Source organism: Pseudomonas sp. GNP013 (genome assembly GCF_054343995.1).
Genome location: NZ_JBTGUT010000001.1, coordinates 3,882,862 through 3,908,359, shown reverse-complemented (window position 1 = coordinate 3,908,359; position 25,498 = coordinate 3,882,862). Strand labels below are relative to the sequence as shown.

At 62.5% G+C, this 25,498-nt stretch carries 20 protein-coding genes; 11 read left to right on the top strand and 9 right to left on the bottom strand.

Annotated elements, in window-relative coordinates; all coding sequences use genetic code 11:
* The first annotated feature begins 81 nt into the window (after nucleotides 1–81).
* The 3 genes from nosR to ACXX81_RS17210 all read left to right on the top strand — a co-directional run bounded on the left by nosR (nucleotide 82) and on the right by ACXX81_RS17210 (nucleotide 2,479).
* Entirely contained in the window at nucleotides 82–1,413 is a 1,332-nt protein-coding gene (nosR, locus tag ACXX81_RS17220) for a response regulator c-di-GMP phosphodiesterase, NosR family (protein WP_458572102.1), read from the top strand.
* A gap of 155 nt (nucleotides 1,414–1,568) precedes the next feature.
* The gene (locus tag ACXX81_RS17215) at nucleotides 1,569–1,976 is read left to right on the top strand and encodes an NUDIX hydrolase (RefSeq protein WP_458572101.1); all 408 of its coding nucleotides are present in this window, start codon (nucleotides 1,569–1,571) and stop codon (nucleotides 1,974–1,976) included.
* Entirely contained in the window at nucleotides 1,973–2,479 is a 507-nt protein-coding gene (locus ACXX81_RS17210; RefSeq protein ID WP_209989198.1) for a GNAT family N-acetyltransferase, read from the top strand. Before ACXX81_RS17215 ends, ACXX81_RS17210 begins: the two co-directional genes overlap by 4 nt.
* A gap of 59 nt (nucleotides 2,480–2,538) precedes the next feature.
* On the opposite strand, the gene metR is transcribed toward ACXX81_RS17210, so the two are convergent.
* Nucleotides 2,539–3,456: a transcriptional regulator MetR gene (metR, locus tag ACXX81_RS17205; RefSeq protein WP_209989201.1), complete on the bottom strand. Its 918-nt coding sequence runs from the start codon at nucleotides 3,454–3,456 to the stop codon at nucleotides 2,539–2,541.
* Between the two features lie 84 nt (nucleotides 3,457–3,540).
* A complete protein-coding gene (locus ACXX81_RS17200) occupies nucleotides 3,541–9,141 on the bottom strand; it encodes a dermonecrotic toxin domain-containing protein (RefSeq protein WP_458572100.1) in 5,601 nt (1,866 codons plus the stop codon).
* A 215-nt stretch (nucleotides 9,142–9,356) separates the two neighbouring features.
* Between ACXX81_RS17200 and ACXX81_RS17195 the strand changes: the two genes are divergently transcribed.
* Both ACXX81_RS17195 and ACXX81_RS17190 read left to right on the top strand, forming a co-directional pair.
* The gene (locus ACXX81_RS17195; RefSeq protein WP_209989207.1) at nucleotides 9,357–10,376 is read left to right on the top strand and encodes an alpha/beta fold hydrolase; all 1,020 of its coding nucleotides are present in this window, start codon (nucleotides 9,357–9,359) and stop codon (nucleotides 10,374–10,376) included.
* 54 nt (nucleotides 10,377–10,430) lie between these two features.
* On the top strand, nucleotides 10,431–11,084 hold the full coding sequence (locus tag ACXX81_RS17190) for a DsbA family oxidoreductase (protein ID WP_231423657.1): 654 nt from the start codon (nucleotides 10,431–10,433) through the stop codon (nucleotides 11,082–11,084).
* Nucleotides 11,085–11,099: 15 nt separating this feature from the next.
* Here ACXX81_RS17190 and ACXX81_RS17185 read toward each other — a convergent pair whose 3' ends face one another.
* A complete protein-coding gene (locus tag ACXX81_RS17185; protein WP_458572099.1) occupies nucleotides 11,100–11,861 on the bottom strand; it encodes a MipA/OmpV family protein in 762 nt (253 codons plus the stop codon).
* Nucleotides 11,862–12,091: 230 nt separating this feature from the next.
* Between ACXX81_RS17185 and ACXX81_RS17180 the strand changes: the two genes are divergently transcribed.
* The 6 genes from ACXX81_RS17180 to ACXX81_RS17155 all read left to right on the top strand — a co-directional run bounded on the left by ACXX81_RS17180 (nucleotide 12,092) and on the right by ACXX81_RS17155 (nucleotide 19,428).
* Nucleotides 12,092–12,793: an MtnX-like HAD-IB family phosphatase gene (locus ACXX81_RS17180; RefSeq protein WP_209989216.1), complete on the top strand. Its 702-nt coding sequence runs from the start codon at nucleotides 12,092–12,094 to the stop codon at nucleotides 12,791–12,793.
* Complete coding sequence (locus ACXX81_RS17175; RefSeq protein WP_209989219.1) at nucleotides 12,786–14,180, top strand: aspartate aminotransferase family protein; 1,395 nt, start codon at nucleotides 12,786–12,788, stop codon at nucleotides 14,178–14,180. Before ACXX81_RS17180 ends, ACXX81_RS17175 begins: the two co-directional genes overlap by 8 nt.
* Nucleotides 14,177–15,070, top strand: a complete 894-nt coding sequence (locus tag ACXX81_RS17170) for an alpha/beta hydrolase (RefSeq protein ID WP_458572098.1) — start codon at nucleotides 14,177–14,179, stop codon at nucleotides 15,068–15,070. Before ACXX81_RS17175 ends, ACXX81_RS17170 begins: the two co-directional genes overlap by 4 nt.
* A 77-nt stretch (nucleotides 15,071–15,147) precedes the next feature.
* Nucleotides 15,148–16,272, top strand: coding sequence for a GNAT family N-acetyltransferase (locus ACXX81_RS17165; RefSeq protein ID WP_231423655.1), 1,125 nt, complete (start codon nucleotides 15,148–15,150; stop codon nucleotides 16,270–16,272).
* Nucleotides 16,272–18,050: a sensor histidine kinase gene (locus tag ACXX81_RS17160; RefSeq protein WP_209989229.1), complete on the top strand. Its 1,779-nt coding sequence runs from the start codon at nucleotides 16,272–16,274 to the stop codon at nucleotides 18,048–18,050. Before ACXX81_RS17165 ends, ACXX81_RS17160 begins: the two co-directional genes overlap by 1 nt.
* Entirely contained in the window at nucleotides 18,040–19,428 is a 1,389-nt protein-coding gene (locus tag ACXX81_RS17155) for a sigma-54-dependent transcriptional regulator (protein ID WP_209989236.1), read from the top strand. The genes ACXX81_RS17160 and ACXX81_RS17155 overlap by 11 nt, the downstream gene beginning before the upstream one ends.
* A gap of 29 nt (nucleotides 19,429–19,457) precedes the next feature.
* Here the strand turns inward: ACXX81_RS17155 and ACXX81_RS17150 are convergent, their stop codons facing one another.
* From ACXX81_RS17150 to ACXX81_RS17125, 6 genes are all read right to left on the bottom strand, one after another.
* Nucleotides 19,458–19,787, bottom strand: coding sequence for a GlpM family protein (locus ACXX81_RS17150; protein ID WP_173670288.1), 330 nt, complete (start codon nucleotides 19,785–19,787; stop codon nucleotides 19,458–19,460).
* A gap of 8 nt (nucleotides 19,788–19,795) precedes the next feature.
* Nucleotides 19,796–21,133: a two-component response regulator AauR gene (gene aauR, locus ACXX81_RS17145; RefSeq protein WP_269325508.1), complete on the bottom strand. Its 1,338-nt coding sequence runs from the start codon at nucleotides 21,131–21,133 to the stop codon at nucleotides 19,796–19,798.
* Entirely contained in the window at nucleotides 21,130–23,031 is a 1,902-nt protein-coding gene (gene aauS / locus ACXX81_RS17140; RefSeq protein WP_458572097.1) for a two-component sensor histidine kinase AauS, read from the bottom strand. Before aauS ends, aauR begins: the two co-directional genes overlap by 4 nt.
* A gap of 171 nt (nucleotides 23,032–23,202) precedes the next feature.
* A complete protein-coding gene (locus tag ACXX81_RS17135; protein WP_003208734.1) occupies nucleotides 23,203–23,937 on the bottom strand; it encodes an amino acid ABC transporter ATP-binding protein in 735 nt (244 codons plus the stop codon).
* Nucleotides 23,934–24,605, bottom strand: coding sequence for an amino acid ABC transporter permease (locus ACXX81_RS17130; RefSeq protein ID WP_053133478.1), 672 nt, complete (start codon nucleotides 24,603–24,605; stop codon nucleotides 23,934–23,936). The genes ACXX81_RS17135 and ACXX81_RS17130 overlap by 4 nt, the downstream gene beginning before the upstream one ends.
* The gene (locus ACXX81_RS17125; protein WP_053133475.1) at nucleotides 24,605–25,351 is read right to left on the bottom strand and encodes an amino acid ABC transporter permease; all 747 of its coding nucleotides are present in this window, start codon (nucleotides 25,349–25,351) and stop codon (nucleotides 24,605–24,607) included. The genes ACXX81_RS17130 and ACXX81_RS17125 overlap by 1 nt, the downstream gene beginning before the upstream one ends.
* Nucleotides 25,352–25,498 lie beyond the last annotated feature (147 nt).

The following is a 25,498-nucleotide window of genomic DNA, read 5'->3' as shown; positions in this document are numbered from 1 at the left end:
ACCCAACTAAACTCTTCACTGTCCGCCAGGAGGCAGTTGCCCAGACCGTAAGGAGCGCACACCGACGATCCGAGGTATTCCATGGGAGAGTCCGTTACGTTCACCGAGGCCGAGCGCCCGGTGGTGCTGTTGATCGATGCCCACCCCGATGTGTTGCAGCGCCTCACGCAGTTGCTGCGCCTGGAGCCTGTTGCGCTGCACAGCGCGACCTGTGCCGCTGAGGCGTTGGCCATTCTGGCCAGTCATCCCGTCGACCTGGTGATGAGCGCCGCGCGCCTGCCGGACATGGACGGCGCCTCGCTGCTGGCGCATATCCATCAGGCATACCCGCACACCGTGCGCATCCTGTTGACCGGCGAAACCGACCTGACCCTGATCGTCAAAGCCATCAACGAAGGCGAGATCTACCGCTACCTGAGCAAACCCTGGAAGGATGAGGAACTGCTGCTGGCCCTGCGCCAATCCCTGGCACACCAACACTCCGAGCGTGAACGCGCGCGCCTGGAGCAGTTGATCCAGCAGCAGAACGAAGAGCTGAAACAGCTCAACGTGTCCCTGGAAAAACGCGTGGCAGCGCGCACCAGTGAGTTGCAGCAAACCGCCGACATGCTCGACCTGGCCTACGAAGAGCTCAAGCACAGTTACGCCACCGGCACCGAGGTGTTTTCGCTGCTGGCCAACCTGCGCCTGCCGCGCGCCAAGCAGACCAACCGGCAAATCATCGAGCTGGTGCGCACCTGGTGTGTGTCCCACGGCGTCGATAGCGCCAGCAACCGCGACCTGACCATGGCCGCCGCGCTCTACAACATCGGCAAGCTGAGCTGGAGCGACAGCATGACCGCCGCGCCCTCGGACCTGCTGCACAGCACCGACCGCGAACGCTATCGTGCCTATCCGAGCCAGAGCGAATCGCTGCTGATGACCCTGGAGCCGATGAAAGACGCCGCACGGCTGATCCGCCATCACCAGGAACGCTGGGACGGCAGCGGGTTTCCCGACCACCTCAAGGGCGATGCTATTCCTGCGGGTTCGCGTTTGCTCAAGCTGGCGGTGGACTTTATCGAGCTGCAAAAGGGCCTGATCCTGGAGCGCCAGATGAACAGTGACGAAGCGTTGCTGTACATCCGCAAATACGCCGGGCGGCTCTACGACCCCAATCTGGTGGAAGACTTCGTGCGGGTCTGCGCCACCTACCTCAATGACGTGACCCTGGGCGATCCCAACGTCAAGGTGCTGGGCACCCGCGAGCTGGAAGAGGGCATGGTGCTGGCGCGCAACCTGAATGCAGACAACGGCATGTTGCTGCTCAATGCGGGCAAGTCGCTCAATTTGCCGTTGGTGGACAAGTTGATTGCGTTCGAGACGATGGAAGGCGCGCGGTACAGCGTGTTCATCAAGGCTCCAGCCGATTGACGTGTGGGAGGGGGCTTGCGCCCGATGACGGCGGGTCAGTTCCAGGTAAGCTGACTGCCATACCGCCGTCGGGAGCAAGCCCTCTCCCGCATGGATTTGCGGTGTAACCTTGGGCCATGTGATCCTTGCGCCTTTGCATTCAAGGCAGCCTGTCCATGACCTCAACCATTCGTATCGCCGCCGCCCTCTTGATCGGGAATGACGGCCAGACCCTGCTGGTGCGCAAGCGCGGCACCCAGGCCTTCATGCAACCGGGCGGCAAGATCGACGCTGGCGAACAACCCGTGCAAGCCCTGGCCCGTGAGCTGTTCGAAGAGTTGAACCTGCGCATCGAGCCGGACGCCGCCGTCTACCTTGGCCACTTCTCGGCACCCGCCGCCAACGAGCCAGGCTTCACCGTCGAAGCCGAGCTGTTCCGGGTAAACATCGATGTGGCCGTGACGCCCGCCGCAGAAATCGAAGAAATCCGCTGGATTGACCCGGCTGGCGATGGTGGCCTGCAGCTGGCGCCGTTGACCCGTGACCTGATCCTGCCGTTTTATCGCGCCGCGTTCAGCGCATGATCCTGCGCCCGCTGCAGGCTCATGACGCCGAAGCCTATCGCGCATTGATGCTGCAAGCGTATGACGCCTATCCCCAGGCGTTTACCTCCAGCGTCGCCGAGCGTGCGGCGATGCCCCTGAGCTGGTGGGAAAAACGCCTCGACAACCCGCTGGACCGGCTGCTCGGCGCGTTTGCCGGGGACCTGCTTGCAGGCATTGTCGGCCTGGCGTTCGAGCCTCGGGAAAAGGCGCGGCACAAGGTGACCTTGTTTGGCATGTACGTGATCGAGGCGTATCAGCAGCAGGGCCTGGGCCGTCGGCTGGTGGAAGCGGCGCTGGCTGAAGCGCGCCGGCATCCTCGTCTCAAAGTGATCCAGTTGACCGTCACCGCCGGCAATGACGCTGCGTTTGCGTTGTACCGGCGCTGCGGCTTTATCCAGTACGGCCTGGAGCCGCTGGCGGTGCGGGTGGGCGTGGAGTATTTCGACAAGATTCACATGTGGCGTGAACTCAAGGCCGAGTGAGGCCGTGGTTATCACACCGCTCAATGTGGGAGCTGGCTTGCCTGGTTTCATTGTGATGTTCAGCGCACGGCACTCACGCCATCCAGCGTGGAAAACGACGTGTCTTTGGCTGTCAGCAGAAAATCGCGCATATACGGCGCGTCCAGCATGTCGGTGCGCACCCCCGCATACAGCGTGGCAAACAAGCCTTTCTCGCCCAGGCGCTTGGCTTTCACATAACCGCGCGAGCTGTATTCATGCAGCGCCCAATGGGGCATGCCGCACACGCCTCGGCCGCTGGCGACCAGTTGCATCATCATCACCGTCAGCTCCGAGGTGCGCACTTGCGCAGGCTCCACGTCGGCGGGCTCCAGAAAGCGCGTGAAGATGTCCAGGCGATCGCGCTCCACCGGGTAGGTGATCAGGGTTTCGCTGAGCAGGTCTTCGGGCACGATGTACGACTTGCCGGCCAACGCGTGCTGGTTGGCCACCGCCAGCATGGCTTCGTAGGTGAACAGCGGCACATAGGTGATGCCCGGCAGCTCCAGCGGGTCGGACGTCACCACCAGGTCGAGGTCACCGCGGGCCAGCGCCGGCAGCGGCGCGAAGGCGAAGCCCGAGGCCAGGTCCAGCTCGACCTCCGGCCACGCATCGCGAAACTGGTCGATGGTCGGCATCAGCCACTGAAAGCAGCTGTGGCACTCGATCGCCATGTGCAAGCGCCCGGCGGTGCCACCGGCCAACCGTGCAATATCTCGCTCGGCGCCGCGCAGCAGCGGCAGGGTGGCGTCAGCCAATTGCAGCAGGCGCAGGCCGGCGCTGGTAAAGCGCAGCGGCTTGGTCTTGCGCACGAACAATTGCATGCCCAGGCGCTCCTCCAATTCCTTGAACTGGTGCGACAGCGCCGACTGCGTCAGGTGCAGGCGTTCGGCGGCTTCGACCAGGCTGTCGGCTTCACGCAGGGCGTGCAGGGTCTTGAGATGACGGATTTCGAGCACGGGCTTTCCATGAAGGTAATTTGAGACAAACACACATAGAGTGAGTTTGTCTCATGTTCCCATGGGTGTCGACCGTGCCGTGGCTCACAGATCTTTGAATTGTTCGATAAATACAGCACGGCTGACGTCGCCGCGCCAGATCGGCGTATGGCCGGGCTGCTGTTTTTGCCATTCCAGGCCCAGTCGCCGTTGCTCCGGCAGTTTCACGTGCGCTTTGACGACGCTATCGAAGGGTGTTGTGGCCGAGTCGTAATGCGCATGGACGTACCACAGCACCGGCTCACCGGGCCGGGTTAGGTCATGCACGGCGTACTCCTGGAGAAAATCGCTGCGATTGTCCTGGCGTTTTCCGTTGGCGATACGCGCTCCCAGTTTGCTCAGGCGGATCGTTTGCCGATCACCCTGTTGGGGCGAAAGCAGGTAATCGAGGAAGCCGCCGGTAGGCTGTTTACTGCTCATCGATTGCTGGACGCGCAGGTGTCGCCCGGCCACGGTCAACTCAGCAGCCTTGCTGCGCAATTGGCCGATGATGGGTTCGTCTGGGGATACACGTCCGATCCGATTGGCGCGCACGGTCAACTCTGCAGCTTCGCTGACAAGCATGTGCTCCAGGTTAAGCGGGCTCATGTTCTGTTGCGCATAGCTCTGGACCTTGCTTTGGTAGTGGTCCACGGCGCTGAGCCGGGACTGCGCGTCATTCACCAGGGTGGAGCGCGCAGGATTGAGTTCGGGAACCGGCGCCGATCGCTCAGTCACGGCTAGGCGGGCGCGATTGGAGTGCGGGTCCACGTGCCAGGTTTCGACGTGGCCGGTAGGTGCTTCGACGATGTATTGGCGGGCGCTGGTCTGTGGGTTGATTGTTTCGGTACCCACCTGCAATCGGTTTTCGTCGGTGGTAAAGACCTTGAGTCCTGGGTCTCGGGCACGGCTGGGCGTGATGCCGATGTCGTTGCGAGCAAGCTCGATCATTTTTTCCACGTCATCGAGAAGTGTACTCAGGCGAGGCTGATCGAAGTGCTGTGGGTAGCCCAGGTTCCAGGTTTTCAGATCGCGGCTGAAGTTCTGGTAGTCCTGGATACAGGCCTTAAGTATGGCCAGGCGTTCACTGCGAGTGGCGGGCGAACGGTCCAGGAGGAAGTGAAGGTTGAGCGCACGCGAGACACCGGCATGGCTCTTGAGGGACCGTTGGAATAGATAGAACCAGGACAACTCGCTGATGCCGTCATAACGATTGAAGCATTCCAGACTGAAACTGATTTTGGCGTAACGTCGATAGTCCGCGCCGAAATTGTGATTAAGCTCTGTGAGGTCTGTGTCCAACGCCTTGTAAGCACTCAGAATGCGGGGGTCAGTCTCGGTGAACTTGAAGTTACGGTCGTGCATGATTTTCTGATGCCAGGTGTTGGCCATGTGTGCGCAACGCTCCACATCATCGAGCGCATCGCGAATCTCGAGGCTGATGGCTTTACGTCGCCTGGCGTGATCGATCAGGTAGCCAATCTCGATTCGTTCGATGGTCAGCGCGGAGAACTGCTCGATCCGGGTCAGCATTTCCCTTCTCGCATAATTGGCAAGCTGGATGTTATTTCTGACGATGCTTGCAGCATTCGCGCGGCGCACCGCCTGATGAAAGGTAATGGCCACACGACTGGCGGGCCGAGGCAGTTGATCGAGGCTGCTGTCATGCCGCAGGGCAAGCTCGATTGATTCTCGCAGGGACTGGCGCAGGTCCGTCAGAGCGGCGGATTTGCCCTGGACCTCAGCGTTCAGGTACAGCAGTTCCAGGCGTTTTGTTTTGTTGATCTGGGTGCTGACGCGTTGGCCAAGGGTCATTACTTCATCTTGCAGACGCAGTTGCTGGCGCCATGCGCGATCGGTCCACCAGAGGGGCAGGCGCTCGCGAATCGCCACAGGCCAGACGGGATCGAGGCGGTCCGCCAGGTGCCCGAGCACACCACCGCCGCCGGCGAGTCCACCGTTGACCAGCGTGCCGTACACCGCGCCGTGGGTGTTCCAGTCGCCGGCCTCATCGAGCACGATGGGCTGTTTGTAGGTTTTGGTGCGCGTCCCTTTCAAGCGCAACGTGTGCAGGCTTTGATCCAGTTCGACCTCAAACACACGGCCCTGGCTGAGCATGAAATCCCCTCGTGCGTGCCGGTAGACGTTGCGGTAGATCCCTTCGCTGTGCGGTTGCAGGCCGTGCAGGGATAGTGGTTGTTCGTACTCGTAGCCGGCGAAGCGTTCGACGAGGGTTGACGACTTGCGCAATGACGGCGGCGACAGGTGGGCCCCGCTGCGGCCGATCCGAATCAACTGATGCAGGCGAACCTCGGGGCGGGTCGCACCGGGGGCGACACCCAGCCCTGTGCCCAGGTCGACGCCGGCGTCGATCAGCGCTTGCAGGCTGGATGCCAGGGCGTCGATACCCTCCTGAACATCGCCGCGCAGGAACGCCGCGACAGCCATGTTGGCTTGCACCCACGCGTCATACAGGCCTATAGCCGTGCCGACAAACGGCACGAATCCCATGGCCAGTTTTATGAAATACATCGCCTGCGCACCTTTGCCCGCCGATTCGCGCAGACGCTGTGCGCTGTTGGAGCGTGAGGTGTTGCGATGAGCTTCCAGCAGTTGCCCCATATGGATATTGAGCAGGTTTTTCGAAAGAGAGGTGGAGGCTGGCCAGGCGACGCCCACACCGATGATGGCGTCGTAGTGCTCGAGCAGCGCCTGCTTGATGCGGTGAGCGTGTTGCTCGGTTTTACCACCCAGTGCACGCCCCGCCACGTACTGGTGCATTTCTTCGCGAAAGCACCCGTTGAACAGCGCTTTGCGAGCCGCTTCCAGGGTGTCGAAACGGTAGAAAAACTGACCATCGACGCGGTCGGGCAAGTACAACAGGGTAACGCCGCTGATCAATTCCTCGATAAAGGTCACGCCCAAGAGCGTTGAACTGAGACCCTCTGTGTCGCTGCCTCCGACTGTAAGGAGTGCCGGTTTGATGACGATCCGGCGATTGCCCTGGCGCCAGGCCTGGTCGGTGCTGGCGTCGATGGCGATGTCGAGGATCTGCAGCGCGTCGTCCTTGAGATGCCCGCGGACCTTGGCAATGCTGCGTTGCAGTTTGAGCAGCAGCCGCCAGTTTTCCAGCAGGGTTTCCTGCTGGTAGGCGTCACTGAAGCTGGGGGCGGCAGGCGTGCCCAGGAAAGTGCGGGTGATCAGGTCTTCATATTTTTGCGCGACGTCCAGTTCCGCGATGATCCGTTTGACGTAGGGGGCGGTGATGCCCATCAGCAGTCGCTGGCGCTCGGCCTCATCGTCGTTGAGCACCTCGACCTTCATGAACTCCAGGCGGTCCTTGAGTGTGTCGTCAACGGTGAACAGGGCGAGTTCGTGCAACGTCAGCGTGCTGCGTGCGGTACTGGCCTTGTTCACGGTGCGCGGTGAAAACGAGCCGGGAGCGCCTGAACCCAGCAGCGGTTGCTTTTCAACCGTCACCGGAAGGTCAAGGGTGAGTGTGAAGGGCTTGAGCAGCGAGAAATCCTCGCGCAGACGCTGGTCGACCTGGCCCTGGCTGAAGCGGCTGGCGGACGGCAGGTCGCGTTGCACCAGCACTTGCGATCGGCGCAACGCGTCCACACTGGCGTTGATCATTGGCTTGACCTCGGCTGCCTGGGCGTCGGACAGTTCACTGACCCATTGCGGCCGCTGTTCGGCCAGCGTGACGCTGCGCTGTTGTTCGACCAGTTGCGCATAGGCAAGGTCGCGCGCGTCATGGCGGTGCACCTGCCATTCGAGCCTGCATTTTTCCGGCAGTGCCTGCAGCTCGGCCGCGCGTGCGTGCAGCACGGTCGGGTCGGCGTCGGTTTCCATCAACAACGCGGCCTTTTGTGAGCATTGATGTGTCTGCGACTGCAGACCGTAGTCGAGCGCCTCGCGCAGCACCTCGGTCAGTTGCAGGCTCAGCTCGGCATCATCCGTTTGTATGTTGAACAGCGCGGTGTGCAGCGCCTCTCGCGAAGCGAAGCGTTGCAGCCCGCCTGACCGGCCCGGCCACCAGAGCAGCACGCCGTGGTCGCTTGACGGATCTTGCAGGTCAGCCGCATTGATGATCGCCAGCGGGCCTTGCAGCTCCTGGCTTTGCACCACGGTCTCGCCATATTCACCGTTGCTGCTGCGCTTGCTCACGAGCAGGCGGCAAGCCGCAACCGGCAGGGTGCGATCCTGGCGGTCGGGTTGGTTCAGGACCGCCTGCAGCCTCAGGTATTCGTCCTGGCTGATCTGCTTGAGCAAACGTTGTATCTCGGCTTCAGCGCGCAGGCCTTTGACGCGCGCGGCGTAGAGTTCGCTTTTGGCGCGTGAGGCGGTTTTGTGCAGGGTCTGCAACTGCAGGCCGGTCTTGTTTTCCAGCAGTGTGGCCAGTGCGCTGTCGGCCGAATTTTGTGCCGCGCTCAAGTCATCAATGTGGGGCTTGAGCCTGCGCAGGGGGTCGGCCTGCCCTGGGTCAAGTACGGTTTCCAGGGCCAGGCGCTGCTGCTTGAGCGTGGCCAGGCGTGTCGCCAGCGGCAGGTCGGCGCTGAGTAAACCGAAGGGTGTGGGTTCGCTGCCGCGCTCTTCGTCGGCCTCTGCCGTGACCGGTGAATCAGGCGGCGCCGGGAAGAGCCCGTCGTCGCGCAGCTGTCGGTAAGTCAAATCAATGGCGTGCAACGCGTTCGCACCTTGTGTGGCGAAGTCCGTGCCGCTGTTTTGGGTCAGCGCTGCCAGCAGGCGCGCCTCGGCGTCGGCGAGCCAGGCATCCATCGCGTCGGTAAAGGGGTTGTCGATCAGCGCATAGTCGATCTCCGACGCTGGTGTCGGGCGGTCCGATGCAATCAGTTGGCCTTGTTCGGCCAGCATCCAGCTTTCCAGCGCGTTGCGTTCCTTGAAAATCTGCAACACCGGTTGCCTGAAGGGCGTGTACAGCAACTGTGCGGTGAGGGGGACGGTGTCGATGGTCAGCACCAGTGCCGCGTGCAGAGGGACGCAATGGCCGTCGGCCCACTTGAAGCGCAATCGCTCGGCGTAGACGGCCCTGTCGGAGTCCTCGGGCAAGGCCAGTTTGGCCAGAGCCGGTTTGAGTTGCTCGGTATTCAGTTGTCCGAGGGCGAATGCCACTTGGGCAGCGGCTTCGAAGTGGCCTTTATACAGCTGGTTGGCGCGTGTGCGTCGCGACACCGGCGTGTGTGGCGCACGGTCATCCCAGTAGCGTTTCCAGCCATGGGTGATGAAACCCCGCAGGTCCAGCGAGTCCAGGCGCTCAAGCATTTCGCTCGCCGTCAACGCAAACAAGGGATGCGTGCTGCGCAGGCCCACCACAATGAAGTCCTGGTTAATGGAGGCCGGCACCTCAGGGCGCTGTTGCAGCAAGGCAAGCGCGTTGTTCACGTTGATGAAGGGTTTATCCGTGCTGCGCAGGCCAACGGTGTCGCCGTCCAGGTCCAGTTTTTCCAGGATCAGTTGCGCCACCAGACGTTGCGGGGACGGAATGGCGCGCATGAGATCGAGCATTGCCTGACGGCAGTCTGCCCAGTGTTGGAGGGCTGAGAGCAACAGGCTTTCGTCAACCCACAGACGTCCCAGGTGGGAGGTGTAGTTGAAGTCATCCAGGTCCGTTGCCGGGGTAATTGGGGGATGTTCGTGGGGCATGATCAGCGGGCCTCGTCGTGAGGAGCGGGCTGCTCCTCTTGCAAAGTCGCCATTGCACGGGAATTTGCGATGCGTCAGGCGGTATTCCTGTCTGGCATCCGGCGTAAATGACCGCTGGGCACTCTTCATCAAACTGTCATGCAACTGTGGCAGCGCGCTTGAACAAACTTCATCAGACTCGCGCTCTACTGGGGTTCTGCGTTTCGGTGTTTTCCATGCGTGTGTTGCTTTTACTGGCCGCTCTTTTATTCGGCCTGCCGTCTTTTGCGGCGTCTCGATGCGATGTCAATGTCCCGACCCAAACTGTCGACCTGGCGCAGGTGAGCATTGCCTACCAGAGCATCGGCCGTGCGTCCGACCCTGCCTTGCTGCTGGTGATGGGCCTGGGCGGGCAGTTGATCCACTGGCCTGACGAAGTGGTGGTCGCCTTGTGCGAGCAAGGCTTTCGGGTGATCCGTTATGACAACCGTGACGTCGGCCTGTCCACCTGGCGCCAGGCGCCGGCCAACGCCAACCTGACCTTCGAGGTGCTGCGCTACAAGCTCGGCCTGCCAGTGTCGGCGCCTTATACGCTGACCGACATGGCCGATGACGCCCTGGGCCTGATGGACGCCTTGCAGGTCCAGCAATTTCACGTACTCGGCGCGAGCATGGGCGGCATGATCGCCCAGCACCTGGCGGCCATGGCGCCGCAACGGGTGGAAAGCCTCACGCTGATCATGACCAGCTCCGGCGCCGAAGGCCTGCCGGCGCCGAACGCGGCCCTGGTGCAATTGCTGGCGCGGCGCAGCGCGCCCAACCGCGAAGTGGCGCTGGAGCAGCAGGCGGATCTGCTTGCAGCCCTGGGCAGCCCGAACGTGAAGGACGATCGCCAGGTGTTGCTGCATCAGGCGGCGCTGTCCTACGACCGTGCCTTCAACCCGGACGGCGTGAAGCGCCAGATCATGGCGATCCTCGCCGAACCGAGCCGCGTGCCGTTGCTCAACCAGCTGCGCGTGCCAACGCTGGTGGTGCACGGCACCGCCGACCCGCTGTTGCCGGTGATGCACGGCATCCACCTGGCCGCGCATATCCAGGGCAGCCAGTTGAAGCTGATTCCAGGCCTGGCCCATCGTTTCCAGGAAGCGTTCAAGGCGCCGTTGCTGGCGGCGGTGCTGCCGTACCTGCAAGCCCACCGCGAGGATGCGGCGCACTGGGCGCAGATCGATGCGGTGGCGCCTTCGAAGGTGTTGTGACATTGGTGTATCGTGCAGCCTTTCCGGCACATTTTGCCAGCGAGGTTGCCTGCCATGAGTACTCCCCTGAAAATCGATTTCGTCAGTGACGTGTCCTGCCCCTGGTGCATCATCGGCCTGCGTGGCCTGACCGAAGCACTGGACCAGCTCGGCACCGAGGTGCAGGCCGAGATCCATTTCCAGCCGTTCGAACTCAATCCGAACATGCCTGCCATCGGGCAGAACATCGTCGAACACATCACTGAAAAATACGGCTCCAGTGCCGAAGAGTCCCAGGCTAACCGCGCGCGTATCCGCGACATGGGCGCCGCGTTGGGTTTTGCCTTTCGCACCGATGGCCAGAGCCGTATCTACAACACCTTCGACGCCCACCGCCTGCTGCATTGGGCCGGCCTTGAAGGCTTGCAGTACAACCTCAAGGAGGCGCTGTTCAAGGCCTACTTCAGCGATGGCCAGGACCCGTCCGACCACGCCACCCTGGCGATCATCGCCGAGAGCGTCGGCCTGGACGTGCAGCGCGCCGCCGAGATTCTCGCCAGCGACGAGTACGCCGCCGAGGTGCGCGAGCAGGAGCAGCTGTGGATCTCCCGTGGCGTGACCTCGGTGCCGACCATCGTGTTCAACGACCAGTACGCCGTCAGCGGCGGCCAGCCGGCCGAAGCCTTCGTCGGGGCGATTCGCCAGATCATCCAGGAAGCCAAGGGCTGAGCCTTTGGGCGGCGGTCAGTCGAATTTATAGCTGATCGCCGTCTGCAACTGGCCCTGGTCGACATGACCGGCTTGCTTGACGAGGCTGCTGTTGGCCGCCGAGCCGACCAGGTGCACCCAGCTGGCGCTGGTCAGCAGCGACCAGTGTGCGGCCAGGGGAAATTCGAAGCTCTGGGTCAGCGTGAGGTTCTGGAACCCCGCGCTGGCGTTATAGGCGCGGATCCCGGAAGCGGCCGACTCCCTGGCATCCACGCCGAAAAAGGTCTGGGTCTGACGCGCGTCGGCAAAGTGCGCCATCAGGCCGGTGCTGCCGATGACGCCGCCCAGCGGGTAGCCCAGCTCGCCGCCGAGCTTGCCGAGCACGCCACCCTGTTCGTGACCGCCGCCGACGGCCTGGCCCACTTGCGCATACACGCGCCAGAAATCGGCCGGGGCGTACTGGACGAAGCCGCCGATTTCGGCCATGTCCGGCACATCGTGCAGGCCGCGCAACGGTCCATTGCTTTCCCGGCCCTGCAGGTAATTGATATAGGGGCCGGCGCTGATGCCCTGGCTGTTGAGTGCGCGCCAGGTCAGGCCGTCATCGGTGTCCAGGCTGAGTGTGCCCCAGTCCAGGTCGAAGTAGGGGATGGGGCGCGCTTCGTAGTGGTTGCCGCTCGGGTCGTGGGGCTGATAGGCGAGGCCCGCGCCGACTTCTCCGCTGATGCCGGCGGCCAGCACCGGGCTGGAAAACACCCACGATAAACCGGCCAGTACAGCCGTCGTAACCTGGCGCATGGTGCGCACTCCTTGATCGGAACATGCGCGCATTCACGCGCGAAGGGCTGCTCCGGCGCAAGCACTCATCTTGTTTGTAGCAAGCTACAAAAATTGTAGCTTGCCGGGTACAAAACTCTCGCCAGAATCCGCCGAAAGCCCGGTTCCGTTGGGTTTTATCCACTTGGCACACTCCCTGCTCTATCCCTGGTGCAAGCGCACAGAGCGCGCTCTCACAAGGTACGACGCAGATGATTCACTGGCATATCGTGTGTGACTTCGACGGGACCATCACCCCCACCGACGTCATCGACAACGTCCTCCAACGCTTCGCCGGGCCCGAGTGGGAAACCATCGAACAGGAATGGCTGGACGGACACATCGGTTCACGCGAATGCCTGAGCCGCCAACTGGCGCTGATCAAGGCCACGCCCGCCGAGCTGCTGGCGTACTTCGACAGTGTCGAGATCGACCCGGACTTCCCGGATTTCGTCGATCACGTCATGGGCCTGGGCGCGACCCTCGAAGTGGTCAGCGACGGCATCGAGCAGGGCATCGCCCGCATCCTGTCGCGCAACTACGTGACCTTGCTGCCGATCCTCGCCAACCGCCTGCGCCAGGTCGACCAGAACAGCTGGCGCATCGACTTTCCTTATGCAAGCGACGCCTGCCGTGCCGCCTCCGGCAACTGCAAGTGCAAGTCCACGCCGGGCAACAAGCGCGTGCTGGTGATCGGCGACGGCAAGTCGGACATGTGCGTGGCCGCCACCGCCGACTTCGTGTTTGCCAAAGGCAGCCTCGCCGACTACTGCGTCGCCCACCATATTCCCCATGCGCGTTTCGACACTTTTGCCGAAATGCCCGCCTTGCTCGCGCAATTGCCCCAGGGCATCGCGGCCAACGCCACCTCCTTTACTGCTGCCGACAACCAGGAACTCTTCCACCATGTCTGATATCCGTATCGCCACCGCCGAAGACCAGATTCTTCTGGATAAAGAAGCCAAGTACTGCTCCTACGGCGACACCGTTCACTACATCGAGCCGCCGCGCATCTTCAGCCGTTGCGAAGGCTCCTACGTGTGGGACACCGAAGACCAGGCCTACCTCGACCTGCAGATGTGGTACTCGGCAGTGAACTTCGGCTACGCCAACCCACGCCTGAACAACGCGTTGAAGCAACAGATCGACACCCTGCCGCAAATCGCCAGCCAGTACCTGCACAAGGGCAAGATCGAGCTGTCGGAAATGATCGCGGTCGACGCCAAGAAGAAGTTCGGCCTCGACGGTCGCGTACACTTCAATGTCGGCGGCTCGCAGTCCATCGAAGACTCGTTGAAAGTGGTGCGTAACGCCTCCAACGGCAAGAGCCTGATGTTCGCCTTCGAAGGCGGCTACCACGGGCGCACCCTCGGCGCCTCGTCGATCACCTCCAGCTTCCGCTACCGTCGACGCTACGGTCATTTTGGCGAACGCGCCAACTTTATCCCGTTCCCTTACCACTTCCGTGGCCCCAAGGGCATGACCAAGGAAGAGTACGGCAGCCACTGCGTGCAGCAATTCGCGCGTTTGTTCGAGACCGAATACAACGGCGTCTGGGACCCGAAAACCAACCAGTGCGAATACGCGGCGTTCTACGTCGAGCCGATCCAGGGCACAGGCGGCTACGTAATCCCGCCGATGAACTTCTACCGCGAGCTCAAGCATGTGCTGGATCAGCACGGCATCCTCATGGTGTCCGACGAAATCCAGATGGGCTTCTACCGCACCGGCAAACTGTGGTCCATCGAGCACTTCGACGTGCAGCCGGACGTGATCGTGTTCGGCAAGGCGCTGACCAACGGCCTCAACCCGCTGGGCGGCATCTGGGCCCGTGAAGAGTTGATCAACCCGAAGATCTTCCCGCCGGGCTCCACGCACTCCACCTTCGCCTCCAACCCGCTGGGCACGGCGGTGGGTCTGGAAATGTTCAAGATGACCAATGAAGTCGACTACGGCGCCATGGTCATGAACAAGGGCAAATACTTCCTCGAAGGCTTGCAGGACTTGCAGAAGCGTTTCCCGATCATCGGCGACGTCGACGGCCTGGGCCTGGCGCTGCGCTGCGAAATCTGCGGCCCGGATGGCTTCACCCCGGACAAGGCGACCCTGGACTACATGGTCGAGGAAGGCATGAAGGGCGACATGGTGGTGGACGGCCGCAAACTCGGTTTGATTCTCGACGTGGGCGGCTACTACAAGAACGTGATCACCCTGGCACCGTCGCTGGAAATCAGCTACCCGGAAATCGACCTGGGCCTCAAGCTGCTCGAGCAACTGCTGGTGCGGGCAACCCAGCGGTGAACGGTGCAGGGATCGACCTCGGCGAAGGTACTGCCGGCTTCGTTCTCGGTGAAGGTCCGGTCGGGATCCTGTTGATCCACGGCCTGACCGGCACCCCGACGGAATTGCGCCAGGTCGCCAAGGGCCTGGTCAAGGCCGGTCATTGCACGGTGTACGTGCCGACCCTGGCCGGGCACTGCGGTGACAACAGCGACCTGCAGGCCACCGGCTGGCGTGACTGGTACGAAGGCGTGCGCAGGGCTTTCGTACAGATCAGACAGCGGCATGCGCAGGTGTTTGTCGGCGGCCTGTCCATGGGCGCTGTGATGTCGATGTACGTGGCCGCCGAGCACCCAGGTCAGGTGGCCGGCCTGTTGATGTATTCCACGACGTTGAAGTACGACGGCTGGAGCATCAGCAAGCTGGCGTTTCTGTCGCCGTTGCTGATGAAGATTCCGTTCGGCGTGCATGTCTGTCGCTTCGAAGAGAAGCCGCCGTACGGCATCAAGAACGAGCGCCTGCGGGCCGTTGTTGAACGCCAGATGAAAGAAGGGGAGAGCAGCGAGGCTGGCCTGTTGACCATGGAGGGCATCACGGTGCGCGAGCTGCACCGCATGAACGCCGTGGTCAAAAAACGCATGCGCGAGGTCAAGGTGCCGGCGCTGGTGCTGCATTCCATCGAGGACGACATCACCAGCCGCTGGAACGCCGACTACGTGGAGCGTCACCTCGGCGGCCCGGTGACCAAGATCCTGCTGGACAACTGCTACCACATGATCACCGTCGACCTGCAATACCGGCGGGTGATCGAGTTGAGTGCCCGGTTCGTTGAGCAACACACGACGATGAACACCACCGTGGTCAATGGGGGAGCTGGCTTGCCTGCGATTGCATCACGGCGGTCTGCCTGATCCACCGAGGGGCCTGTATCACAGGCAAGCCAGCGCCCACATGGGTTCGGTGCTCAGTACACAAATAAGGGAAATCCGTGATCACCACGCAAGCCTTCTCGACCATCCGGGCCATCCAGCGCAGTGCCTGGAACGACTGTTTTCCGGGTGCGCTGGAGGATTGGGACTATTACGTGGTGGTGGAGAACGCCGCCATCGCCGATTTCACATGGCGCTACCTGGCGGTCTATGAGGACGGCACGCTGGTGGCGGTGGCGGCCGCATTCATCACCCGTTATCGCCTCGACACCACGGTATCGGGCGCCGGCAAGCGTTTTACCGAACGCCTGGAGCGACTGTGGCCGGGTGTTTTGCAACTGCCGCTGTACGCCATCGGTTCGCCGATGGCCGAGCACTGTGATGCAGGCATTGCCAGCCGCGTGCCGCCGGCAAGGCGCCCGCTGTTGCTCAAGCAGTTGATCAAGGCCGCGCGCCAGGATGCCAGTGAATTCGGTATCAGCCTGGTGGCAGTCAAGGACGTTGCCTCACAGGACTCGCAGTGGGCCGCGAGTTGCCGCAGCGCAGGTTTCAAAAGCATGCCGGGCCTGCCCGGCGGCGTGTTGAAGGTGCCCTACGGCTCGGTGGACGCCTACCTCGGTTCGTTGTGCAAGTCGACCCGCAAGGACCTGCGCCGCAAGCTGCGGGCGCCGGGGCCGCGCCTGGAGTGGCGGCGTAACATCGATGATGTGCTGCCCGAGGTCATGCGCCTGTACGATGCCACGCTCAGCCGCGCCGACCTGCAATTCGAGCGCCTGCCGGCCAGCTACTTCACCGGGCTGCTCGAACGGATGCAGGGGCGTGCGGTGTGTGTGCTGTATTGGGTGGGCGAACACCTGGTGGCGTTCAATCTGATCCTGGTGGACGAGCATCGGCTGATCGACAAGTTTTTCGGGCATGACAGCGCGTTCGGTCGCGAGTACAACCTGTACTTTCGCAGTTGGCTGACCAATGTCGACTATTGTATTGCGCACCGGATCCCGCTCTATGAGTGCGGTCAGGAAGGCTATGCCAGTAAACTGCGCCTGGGTTGCGAGTTCCAGGGCAGGCATTTGTTCTTTCGCCATCGCAACCGGGTGGTCAACGTGCTGCTCAACCTGGTGAAAGCGTTTCTTCGACCGGACCGTTCCGACCCTGCCATGGCTGCCGTGATAAGCGAAACCTGATGATCAACAAGACCCGCCAGAAAGCCCGTCCATTTGCCATTTCGCGCTGGAGTGTCCAGCGCAAGCTGGTGTTGGCGTTCTGGCTGGTCAGCGTTATTCCAACGATGATCGCCGCCGAACTGGCCGCGACCACGCTGTCGCAGATTTTCGACAGCAACGTGCGCATCTGGCTGCAGGAATCGACCAAGATCGTCAAGGACGAAATTGGCGATATCCTTCATGACAACGCGCGCATGGCCAAGCTGTTCCTGCGCTACACCAGCCCGCCGTCGAGCCCGCAGGCGGCGCGGCACGACCGGCTGACCGCCGACATCGCCGATGCCACCGATATCGATGTGGTCGCGCTGATCCGCAGCAGCGACCAGAAGGTGGTGTTCAGTACCGCGTCCGAAGACGTGGTCAAGCAGATCAACCTCACCAGCAAAGCGGTCCTGCAAACCGTCAAGGTGGCCGGGGTGATGACCGGCCTGGTGGTGTCGACCTTCGAAACCAACCGCGATGGCGTGGACTATCAGCTGCTGGTGGCCACCTACCTGGACAGCAGTTTCCTCACCAGCGTGGCCGACGTGCATTCCCTCGACCTGCGCCTGTACCTGGCCAACCCCGAGGGTTTTTCGGAAATATTCTCGACCCAGCGTTTCGACGATCATCCGTTGCGCATCCCGGCAAATATCGAAACGGCCATGCGTGCCAGCCGCCAGCCGAGCGAGCAGTTCACCAGCAACTACAGCGGTTTGTACTGGCCGATCTTCAATGATGCCGGCGAACTGCAGGGCGTGATCTTCAGCGGCTTGCTGCGCCACACCAGCCTGGTGGGGCTGGTCAATCAGAGCAATTTGTTCGTGCTGATTTTCCTGCTGAGTTCGGCACTGTCGCTGGCCGCCGGTGTGCTGGTGTCGCGGCGCCTGACCCGGCCGCTGCGCGACCTGTCCGAGGGCGTCGATGCCGTGATCGCGGGGGATTATCAGCACCGGGTGCGGGCCAGCGGCGGTGACGAACTGGCGCAATTGAGCAGCACCTTCAACCACATGACCGAGCGCCTGGGCGAGCTGCATCACCTCGAAGCCCAGTTGCGCCGGCGCGACCGGCTGCATGCCCTGGGCGAGGTTGCCATGGGCCTGGCCCACGAAATCCGCAACCCGCTGGGCATCATCAAGACCGCCACCCAACTGCTGCACCGCCGCGTCGACCTGCCGGACAGCGACAAGCGCCACCTGGAATACGTGATCAACGAAGTCAGCCGTATCAACGAGTTGATTACCGAGTTTCTCGATTTCGCCAAGCCCAACCCGCCGCTGCGGGTGCAGCAGGCGGCACGCCCGCTGGTGGAGGAAATCCTCGGTTTTTGCAGCCCGGAACTGACCACCCACAACATCGATGCGCGCATCGACGACCAGGCGCCCGGTGCGACCCTGTATGCCGATGCCAAGCAGCTCAAGCAGGCCTGCCTCAATCTGATCCTCAACGCCATCGACGCGATGCCCGACGGAGGCCGCCTGACGCTGGGCATTCGCAGCCAGGGCAGCAATACGGTGATCAGCATCGCCGACACCGGCCAGGGGATTGCGGCGGAGATGATCGAGCGCATCTTCACACCCTTTGTCACCACCAAGGCGTCGGGCACGGGCCTGGGCCTGGCCAAAGTCTATTCGATCATGGAAAGTCACGACGGCAGCATCGAGTGCACCAGCGAGAAAGATGCCGGCGCCACCTTCAGCCTGTACATTCCGGCTGACGGTGAAGACGACGGCGACGATGAGGAAGGTCATGACGCATAACGTATTGGTGGTCGACGACGAGCCCAAGCTCTGTGACCTGCTGTCATCCGCCCTCAGCCAGAGCGGCATCCAGGTGTTCACTGCGGGCAACGGCCTGCACGCGCTCAAGGTATTGGAACAGGAAGACATTGACCTGGTGATCAGTGACTGGCGCATGCCGGGCATGGACGGGCCGGCGCTGCTGGCCGAAATCCGTGTGCGCTACCCGCAGGTGCCGGTGATCGTGATGACTGCCTACAGCACCGTCAAAAATGCCGTGCAGTCGATGCGCAACGGCGCCTACGACTACATCGCCAAGCCGTTCGATATCGACGAGCTGGATATCACCGTGGCCAAGGCCCTGCAGTTTCGCGACATCACTCGCGACAACGCACGCCTGCGCGCCGAGCTGGACGAACACGCCCAGTTCGACAGCCTGGTGGGCGACAGCCCGGCGTTTCGCCAGGTGCTGCAAGCGGTGGATTCGGTGCGCGACAGCACCGCGACCATCCTGCTGACCGGCGAAAGCGGCACCGGCAAGGAAATGGTCGCCCGCGCCATCCACAAGCATGGCAGCCGTGCGGACAAGCCCTTCGTGGCAGTCAATTGCGCGGCCATTCCCGAAGGCCTGCTGGAAAGCGAGATGTTCGGCCACCGCAAGGGCGCCTTCACCGGCGCCGTGGCGGACCGGGTTGGGCGGTTCATGCAGGCCGACAAGGGCACGCTGTTTCTCGACGAAGTGGGCGACATGCCCCTGGCGTTGCAGGCCAAGATCCTGCGTGCCTTGCAGGAGCGGGTGATCGAGCCGGTGGGCGATCCGCGCGAGCGCAAGGTGGATGTGCGGGTGATTGCCGCCACCAATAAAAACCTGCTGGAGGCGGTGGCCAGGAAAGAATTTCGCGAAGACCTGTATTACCGCCTCAACGTCTTCCCGATTCCGCTGCCGGCGCTGCGCGACCGCGCAGAAGACATCGTGCCGCTGGCCCGCCACTTTGCCCACACCATCAGCGCGACGGCCGGCAAACGCATCACCGGCTTCAGCCCCGAAGCGTTGCAGGCGATGGCGGCGTATCACTGGCCGGGCAACATTCGTGAGCTGCAGAACTGCGTCGAGCGGGCGACGATCGTGGCGGCATCGCCTGTGATCGAAGATATCGACCTGCCGGGTTACCTGTATGCCTCAAGGCCCGCCGAGACGGTGCTGCGCAGCGACGCCCCGGACGTGCCCCAGGATCTGGATGCGGCGCTGGCGGAGGTGGAGAAGGGCTACATTCTGGCGGCGCTGCAGGAGAGCAACGGCGTGCAGGCCGCAGCCGCGGCGAAGATCGGGATTTCCGAAAGGAGCTTCTGGTATCGGCTGAAGAAGCTGGGGATTCAGGTGGACAAAATAGTGCGCTGAGAGGGATTTTCTGTGGGAGCGGCAGTGTGTCAGGTGTGAACCCTGACCCATACGCTCACCAGCAGCGTTGCCGCCATCAGCCAGGCGACAGTGGCGACGGCCAGCGAGGCTTCAAGGCGCATTCGGTCGACCATCACATACAGCGTCGCCAGGTACACAAAATACGGAATGATCGACCACATCCCGAACAGGATGGTGGTCTTCAAGTCGTCCACCGACCGGCCCTTGCCGACGATGTAGTGGGCGATCAGCGCAAAGGTCGGGAACAGTGGCACCAGGCCTGCGATGTAATAGTTTCGGGTCTTGGCCAGCGCGGCGAGTATCAACACCACCGCCGCGCCCAGGGCGGCCTTCAACAGTAGGTCCATCAGTGGCTCAACCCGTATTTTTTGACTTTGTCGAACAGCGTGGTCTTGGCCATCCCCAGTTCCTGGCTGGCCTGGGTCAGGTTGCCGCCGCTGCGCTGCAGGGCATCGGCGAGCAGGTTGCGCTCGAAGGCCTCCACTGCTTCGGTGAAGGCCAGCCCATGGGTGCTGCCGCCCGCGCCGGACTTTTTGAAGGCCGGCAGGCCCAGGGCGAAGCGTTCGGCGACGTTGCGCAGTTCGCGCACATTGCCCGGCCAGTCGTGGCTCATCAGGCTCGACAGGGTCTGATTGTCGAGGTCAGGCACGCTGCGGTCGAAGCGCAGGGATGACTGCTGCAAAAAGTGTTCGAACAGTTGCAGGATGTCTTCGCGACGCTCGCGCAGCGGCGGCAGTTCCAGGGTGACCACGTTGAGCCGGTAATACAGGTCGCTGCGGAACAGGCTGGCGCGGCTCAGTTCGTCGAGGTCGGACTTGGTGGCGGCGATCACCCGGCAGTCCACCGCCACGCTCTGGTTCGAGCCCAGGCGTTCGAGGGTGCGTTCCTGCAACACCCGCAGCAACTTGATCTGCAGGTTGATCGGCATGCTTTCCACTTCATCGAGGAACAGCGTGCCTTCGTGGGCGTGTTCGATCTTGCCGATGCGGCGTTTGCCCGCGCCGGTGAAGGCATTGGCTTCGTGGCCGAAGATCTCGCTTTCGAACAGATTCTCCGGCAGGCCGCCGCAGTTGAGCGCGACGAACTGATGGGAATGGCGGCGGCTGAAGTCATGCAGGCAACGCGCGACCAGTTCCTTGCCGGTGCCGGTCTCGCCTTCGATCAGCACGTTGGCCGAGGTGTCGGCGACATTGGCAATCAGTTCGCGCAGGTTCTGCATGGCCGGCGAACGCCCGATGATGCGGCCTTCCAGCGAGTCGCGCTCGGCCAGTTGGCGACGCAGTGCCCAGACCTCCCGCGCCAGAGCGCGCTGCTCCAGGGCGCGGCGGGCGACATCGACCAGGCGTTCGGGGGAGAAGGGTTTCTCCATGAAGTCGTAGGCGCCATTGCGCATGGCGCCGACCGCCATGGCGATGTCGCCGTGCCCGGTGATCAACACCACCGGCAGGCTTTTATCCAGCGCCTTGAGGCGGGTGAGCAGTTCCAGCCCATCGATGCCCGGCAAGCGAATGTCGCTGATGACGATGCCGGCGAAGTGCTCGCCGACGTGCTTGAGCGCCTCTTCGGCGCTGCCCACGCCGACACTGGCAATGTCTTCCAGCGCCAGCGCCTGTTGGCAGCCGAGCAGCACATGGGGGTCGTCTTCGACGATCAGCACGGTGAGGTCTTGGGGCGTGATATTCATGTCGACTCAGTGGGTTGAGTGCCCGCCAGCGGCAGGCTCAGGACAAAGGCCGTGCCACCAGTGGCCGGGTGTTCCACGGCAAGGTTGCCGCCGGTGGCCGCCGCGAGGCTGGCCGACAGGGTCAGGCCAAGGCCAAGGCCCTGCTCGCCGGGTTTGGTGGTGAAGAACGGTTCGAACAAATGCTTGCGCGCCTCGGCGTCGACGCCGTGGCCGTTGTCGCGCACCCGCAGGCGGTATTTGCCGTCGCTGCTGCTGCCTTCGAGCCACAGTTCGGGCATCGGCTGGGCTTGCATGGCATCCAGCGCGTTGCCGATCAGGTTGACCAGGATCTGCTCCAGGCGCGTCTGGTCGATCTGCAACTGCACGGCGGCGAAGTCACGGTGCACGCTCAGCGGCAGGCTGTCCAGGCGCGCGCCGAGCACCTGGAATGCAGCGTCCACCGCCTTGCTGAGGCTGGCCTGGCTCTGGTCATCGCCACGCCGGGCAAACGAGCGCAGGCTGGCGGTGATACGGCCCATGCGGTCGATCAGCTCGTTGATGGTCTTGAGGTTGGCGCTGGCGGTGTCCAGCGCGCCTCGCTCAAGGAAGCGCACGGTGTTGCCGGACAAGGTGCGCAGCGCGGCCAGGGGCTGGTTCAGTTCGTGGGCGATGCTGGTGGACATCTGGCCGATGGCCGCCAGCTTGCCGGCCTGTACCAGTTCATCCTGGGCGCGGCGCAGGGTTTCTTCGGCCTGGCGGCGCTCGCGAATCTGGCCCTTGAGCCGTTCGTTGCTGGCGCGCAGGTCGGTGGTGCGCTCGGCGATCCGCCGTTCCAACTGGCTGTTGGCTTCCTGCAAGGCTTCGCGCGCGGCGAGGCGGGTGGCGATCACTTTGCGTCGCTCGTTCCAGGCGATCAGCAGGAATGCCACCAGCCCGAACGCAACCGCCACCAGAATGCCCTGGTTGATTGCGGCGCGGCGCAGGTCGTTGAGCGGGGTGAGCAGGGTGAAGTTCCACGGCGTATCGAGGAGCGGGCGGGTTTGCGCCAGGTAGCTCACCTCGTGGGCGTCGTTGACCACTTCGCTGTTGGCCGGGAAGGTCAGTTTTTCGCTGACCTCGTTGAGGCGTTCGCGGGCCAGGGGTTCGAGTTCGTTCAGCGTCGCCCAGTAATATTGCAGGCTGTGGGCCAGGCGGTCGCGGGTGTCATCGCTCAGCGGGCGCACGGCCTTGAGGCGCCGGGCCGGGTCGCTGGAGAGGATGATGATGCCGTTCTCGTCGCTGACGAACGCTTCGAGACGCGCGCGCTGCCAGCGTTCTTCCAGGGCTTCGAGACGTACCTTGACCACGGCCACGCCAATGATCTTGCCGTGCTCTTCCAGGCCGTGGGCCAGGTAGTAGCCGGGTTCGCCATTGGTGCTGCCGATGCCGTAGAAGCGCCCGGGCTGGCCGCGCACGGCATTCTGGAAGTAGGCGCGAAAGGACAGGTCTTCACCCTGATAACTGTCGGCATCGCGCCAGTTACTGGTGGCCAGCACACGGCCGGTGGTGTCCATCACGTAGATGGCCCGACTGCGACTGCGTCGGTTCAGGCCTTCGAGGTAATCGTTGACGGTCTTGCGGGTTTCCTGATTGGGCTCGGCCAGCAGTTTGGACACGCTGGATTCCAGCTCCAGCAGGCTGGGCAGGTAGGTGTATTTGCCCAATTCGCTCTCGACCGTGCGTGCGTGCAGCTCAAGCTGGCGCTCGCCGGTGTCGCTGAGGGTGCGGATGCCATAGTACTCACTGATCCAGAAGCCGATGAAACCCAGGCCAGTCATCAGGGCGACGACCAGTGGCGGCAGGAACAGTTGGCGTATCAGACGAGGTTTCACGGCAAGTGATGGCGGTGCGGCGCGAAATTGGTTGGGGTCGCATTTCATCACAGATGCCTTGGGTCAACCAGCGCTTGCCAGCCTGTGAGGTTCGGTGTGGGAGGGGGCTTGCTCCCGATAGCAGTCTGTCAGTCGATACATCTGTCACTGATCCACCGCTATCGGGGGCAAGCCCCCACCCACATTGGCCCGGTTTCTACAGTGGGAGCCGTGGAGTACTTAGTGCTGCAGGATTTTCTCGAGGAAGTGCTGCGCGCGTTCGGAGCGGGCGCTGATGTCGCCGAAGAATTCCTCTTTCGGGCAGTCTTCGATGATCTTGCCGGCGTCCATGAAGATCACGCGGTCGGCCACTTTGCGCGCGAAACCCATTTCGTGGGTCACGCACATCATGGTCATGCCTTCCTGCGCCAGTTGCACCATCACGTCGAGCACTTCGTTGACCATTTCCGGGTCAAGGGCCGAGGTCGGTTCGTCGAACAGCATGACGATCGGGTCCATGGCCAGTGCGCGGGCAATCGCCACACGTTGCTGTTGCCCGCCGGACAACTGGCCCGGGTGTTTGTGGGCGTGTGCCGAGAGGCCGACCCGCTCGAGCAGTTGCAGGCCCTTTTTGGTGGCCTCTTCCTTGCTGCGGCCCAGTACCTTGATCTGCGCGATGGTCAGGTTTTCGGTGATGGTCAGGTGCGGGAACAGCTCGAAGTGCTGGAACACCATGCCTACCCGCGAGCGCAGTTTGGGCAGGTTGGTCTTCGGGTCGGCAATGGAGGTGCCGTCGACGACCACGTCGCCTTTCTGGAACGGTTCCAGTGCGTTCACGCATTTGATCAGCGTCGATTTGCCCGAGCCGGACGGCCCGCACACCACGATCACTTCGCCTTTTTTAACCTCGGTGCTGCAATCGGTCAGCACCTGGAAGTCGCCATACCACTTGTTGATGTTCTTGATAGAGATCATACGGCAAACCTTTTTTGCAGACGCTTGACCAGCAGCGAGGCGGAAAAGCTGATGATGAAGTAGACGACACCGGCGAAGATCAGGAACTCATTGGAGCGGCCGATGATGTCGCCGTTGGAGCGGGCGGAGTTGAGGAAGTCCACCAGGCCCACGGTATAGACCAGCGAGGTGTCCTGGAACAGGATGATCGACTGTTGCAGCAGCAACGGGGTCATCTTGCGGAACGCCTGGGGCAGGATGATCAGGCGCATGGTCTGGCCGTAGGTCATGCCCATCGCTTGTGCGGCGGCCATCTGGCCCTTGGGGATCGACTGCACGCCGGCCCGCACGATTTCGCAGAAGTACGCGGCTTCGAACATCATGAAGGCCACGACGCAGGAGGTGAATGCGCCAATCGGTGTGTCTTCGCCGGTGATCCAGCGCAGCACGAACGGCACCGCCAGGTAAAACCAGGTGATCACCAGCAGCAGCGGGATCGAGCGGAAGTAGTTCACGTAGGCGCCGGCCACACGCGACAGCAGTTTGCTCGACGACAGGCGCATCAGCGCCAGCACCGTACCCAGCGCGATGCCGCCGATGACGCCCATGACCATCAACTGCAAGGTCATGAGCATGCCGTTCCACAGGCCCGGTATGGCGGGGATGATACCGCTGAAATCAAGTTCCATTATTTGCCCCCCACGGAGATCAGGCCGGGCACGGCGACTTTCTTCTCGACCACGCGCATCAGCAGCATCAGGCTCATGTTCAGGGTGAAGTAGATCAGCGTGGCCAGGGTGAAGGCTTCAAACAGGTTGGCCGAGAATTCGGCGGTCTGTTTGGTTTGCGCCAGCAGTTCCATCAGGCCGATCAGGGACGCCACGGAGGAGTTCTTGAAGACGTTGAGGAATTCGGAGGTAAGCGGCGGAATGATGATGCGGTAGGCCTGCGGCAGCAGCACGTTCCAGTAGATCTGCGGCAGCTTGAAGCCCATGGCGCGGGCCGCGGATTCCTGGCCGCGTGGCAGCGCCTGGATACCGGTGCGTACTTGTTCACACACACGGGCGGCGGTGAACAGGCCCAGGCACACGACGACGCTGAGGTAGGCCGAGGTGGTCGGGTTGAGGTCCTGTTTGTACCAGTCCTGCAGGTTTTGCGGCAGCAGGTCGGGTATCAGGAAATACCAGATGAACAGCTGAACCAGCAGCGGCACGTTGCGAAACAGCTCGACGTAGCAGGTCGCGATACCCGCCACGAGGCGATTTGGCACAGTGCGCATGACGCCCAGAATGGACCCCAGCAGCAAGGCGATAATCCATGCCACGACGGCGATGGCAATGGTCCAGCCCAGGCCGGCGATGTACCAGTCGAGATAGGTCTCGCTGCCAACGCCGGTGGACTTGAAGAACACGCCCCAGTCCCAGTTGTAATTCATTAGGGTCTCCCCTCGAAATCGATCGATGTACAAGCACCCGCTTGGGGAAAGTCCATTCCCGCCCGACGTTGAACGCCAGGCACACGCGATCGGCTCGGAAACCGCCAGGTCGAGTGTTCCAAAAATACTGCCAGCAGGTAGTAACAG

Excerpts from the sequence above, each read along its gene's own strand:
- ACXX81_RS17135 (WP_003208734.1), bottom strand. The coding sequence starts at position 23,937 with ATGATCTCTATCAAGAACATCAACAAGTGGTATGGCGACTTCCAGGTG.
- aauR (WP_269325508.1), bottom strand. The coding sequence starts at position 21,133 with ATGAATATCACGCCCCAAGACCTCACCGTGCTGATCGTCGAAGACGAC.
- ACXX81_RS17130 (WP_053133478.1), bottom strand. The coding sequence starts at position 24,605 with ATGGAACTTGATTTCAGCGGTATCATCCCCGCCATACCGGGCCTGTGG.
- ACXX81_RS17125 (WP_053133475.1), bottom strand. The coding sequence starts at position 25,351 with ATGAATTACAACTGGGACTGGGGCGTGTTCTTCAAGTCCACCGGCGTT.
- ACXX81_RS17155 (WP_209989236.1), top strand. The coding sequence starts at position 18,040 with ATGACGCATAACGTATTGGTGGTCGACGACGAGCCCAAGCTCTGTGAC.
- aauS (WP_458572097.1), bottom strand. The coding sequence starts at position 23,031 with ATGAAATGCGACCCCAACCAATTTCGCGCCGCACCGCCATCACTTGCC.
- ACXX81_RS17195 (WP_209989207.1), top strand. The coding sequence starts at position 9,357 with ATGCGTGTGTTGCTTTTACTGGCCGCTCTTTTATTCGGCCTGCCGTCT.
- nosR (WP_458572102.1), top strand. The coding sequence starts at position 82 with ATGGGAGAGTCCGTTACGTTCACCGAGGCCGAGCGCCCGGTGGTGCTG.
- ACXX81_RS17210 (WP_209989198.1), top strand. The coding sequence starts at position 1,973 with ATGATCCTGCGCCCGCTGCAGGCTCATGACGCCGAAGCCTATCGCGCA.
- ACXX81_RS17175 (WP_209989219.1), top strand. The coding sequence starts at position 12,786 with ATGTCTGATATCCGTATCGCCACCGCCGAAGACCAGATTCTTCTGGAT.
- ACXX81_RS17215 (WP_458572101.1), top strand. The coding sequence starts at position 1,569 with ATGACCTCAACCATTCGTATCGCCGCCGCCCTCTTGATCGGGAATGAC.
- ACXX81_RS17200 (WP_458572100.1), bottom strand. The coding sequence starts at position 9,141 with ATGCCCCACGAACATCCCCCAATTACCCCGGCAACGGACCTGGATGAC.
- ACXX81_RS17185 (WP_458572099.1), bottom strand. The coding sequence starts at position 11,861 with ATGCGCCAGGTTACGACGGCTGTACTGGCCGGTTTATCGTGGGTGTTT.
- ACXX81_RS17180 (WP_209989216.1), top strand. The coding sequence starts at position 12,092 with ATGATTCACTGGCATATCGTGTGTGACTTCGACGGGACCATCACCCCC.
- ACXX81_RS17190 (WP_231423657.1), top strand. The coding sequence starts at position 10,431 with ATGAGTACTCCCCTGAAAATCGATTTCGTCAGTGACGTGTCCTGCCCC.
- ACXX81_RS17160 (WP_209989229.1), top strand. The coding sequence starts at position 16,272 with ATGATCAACAAGACCCGCCAGAAAGCCCGTCCATTTGCCATTTCGCGC.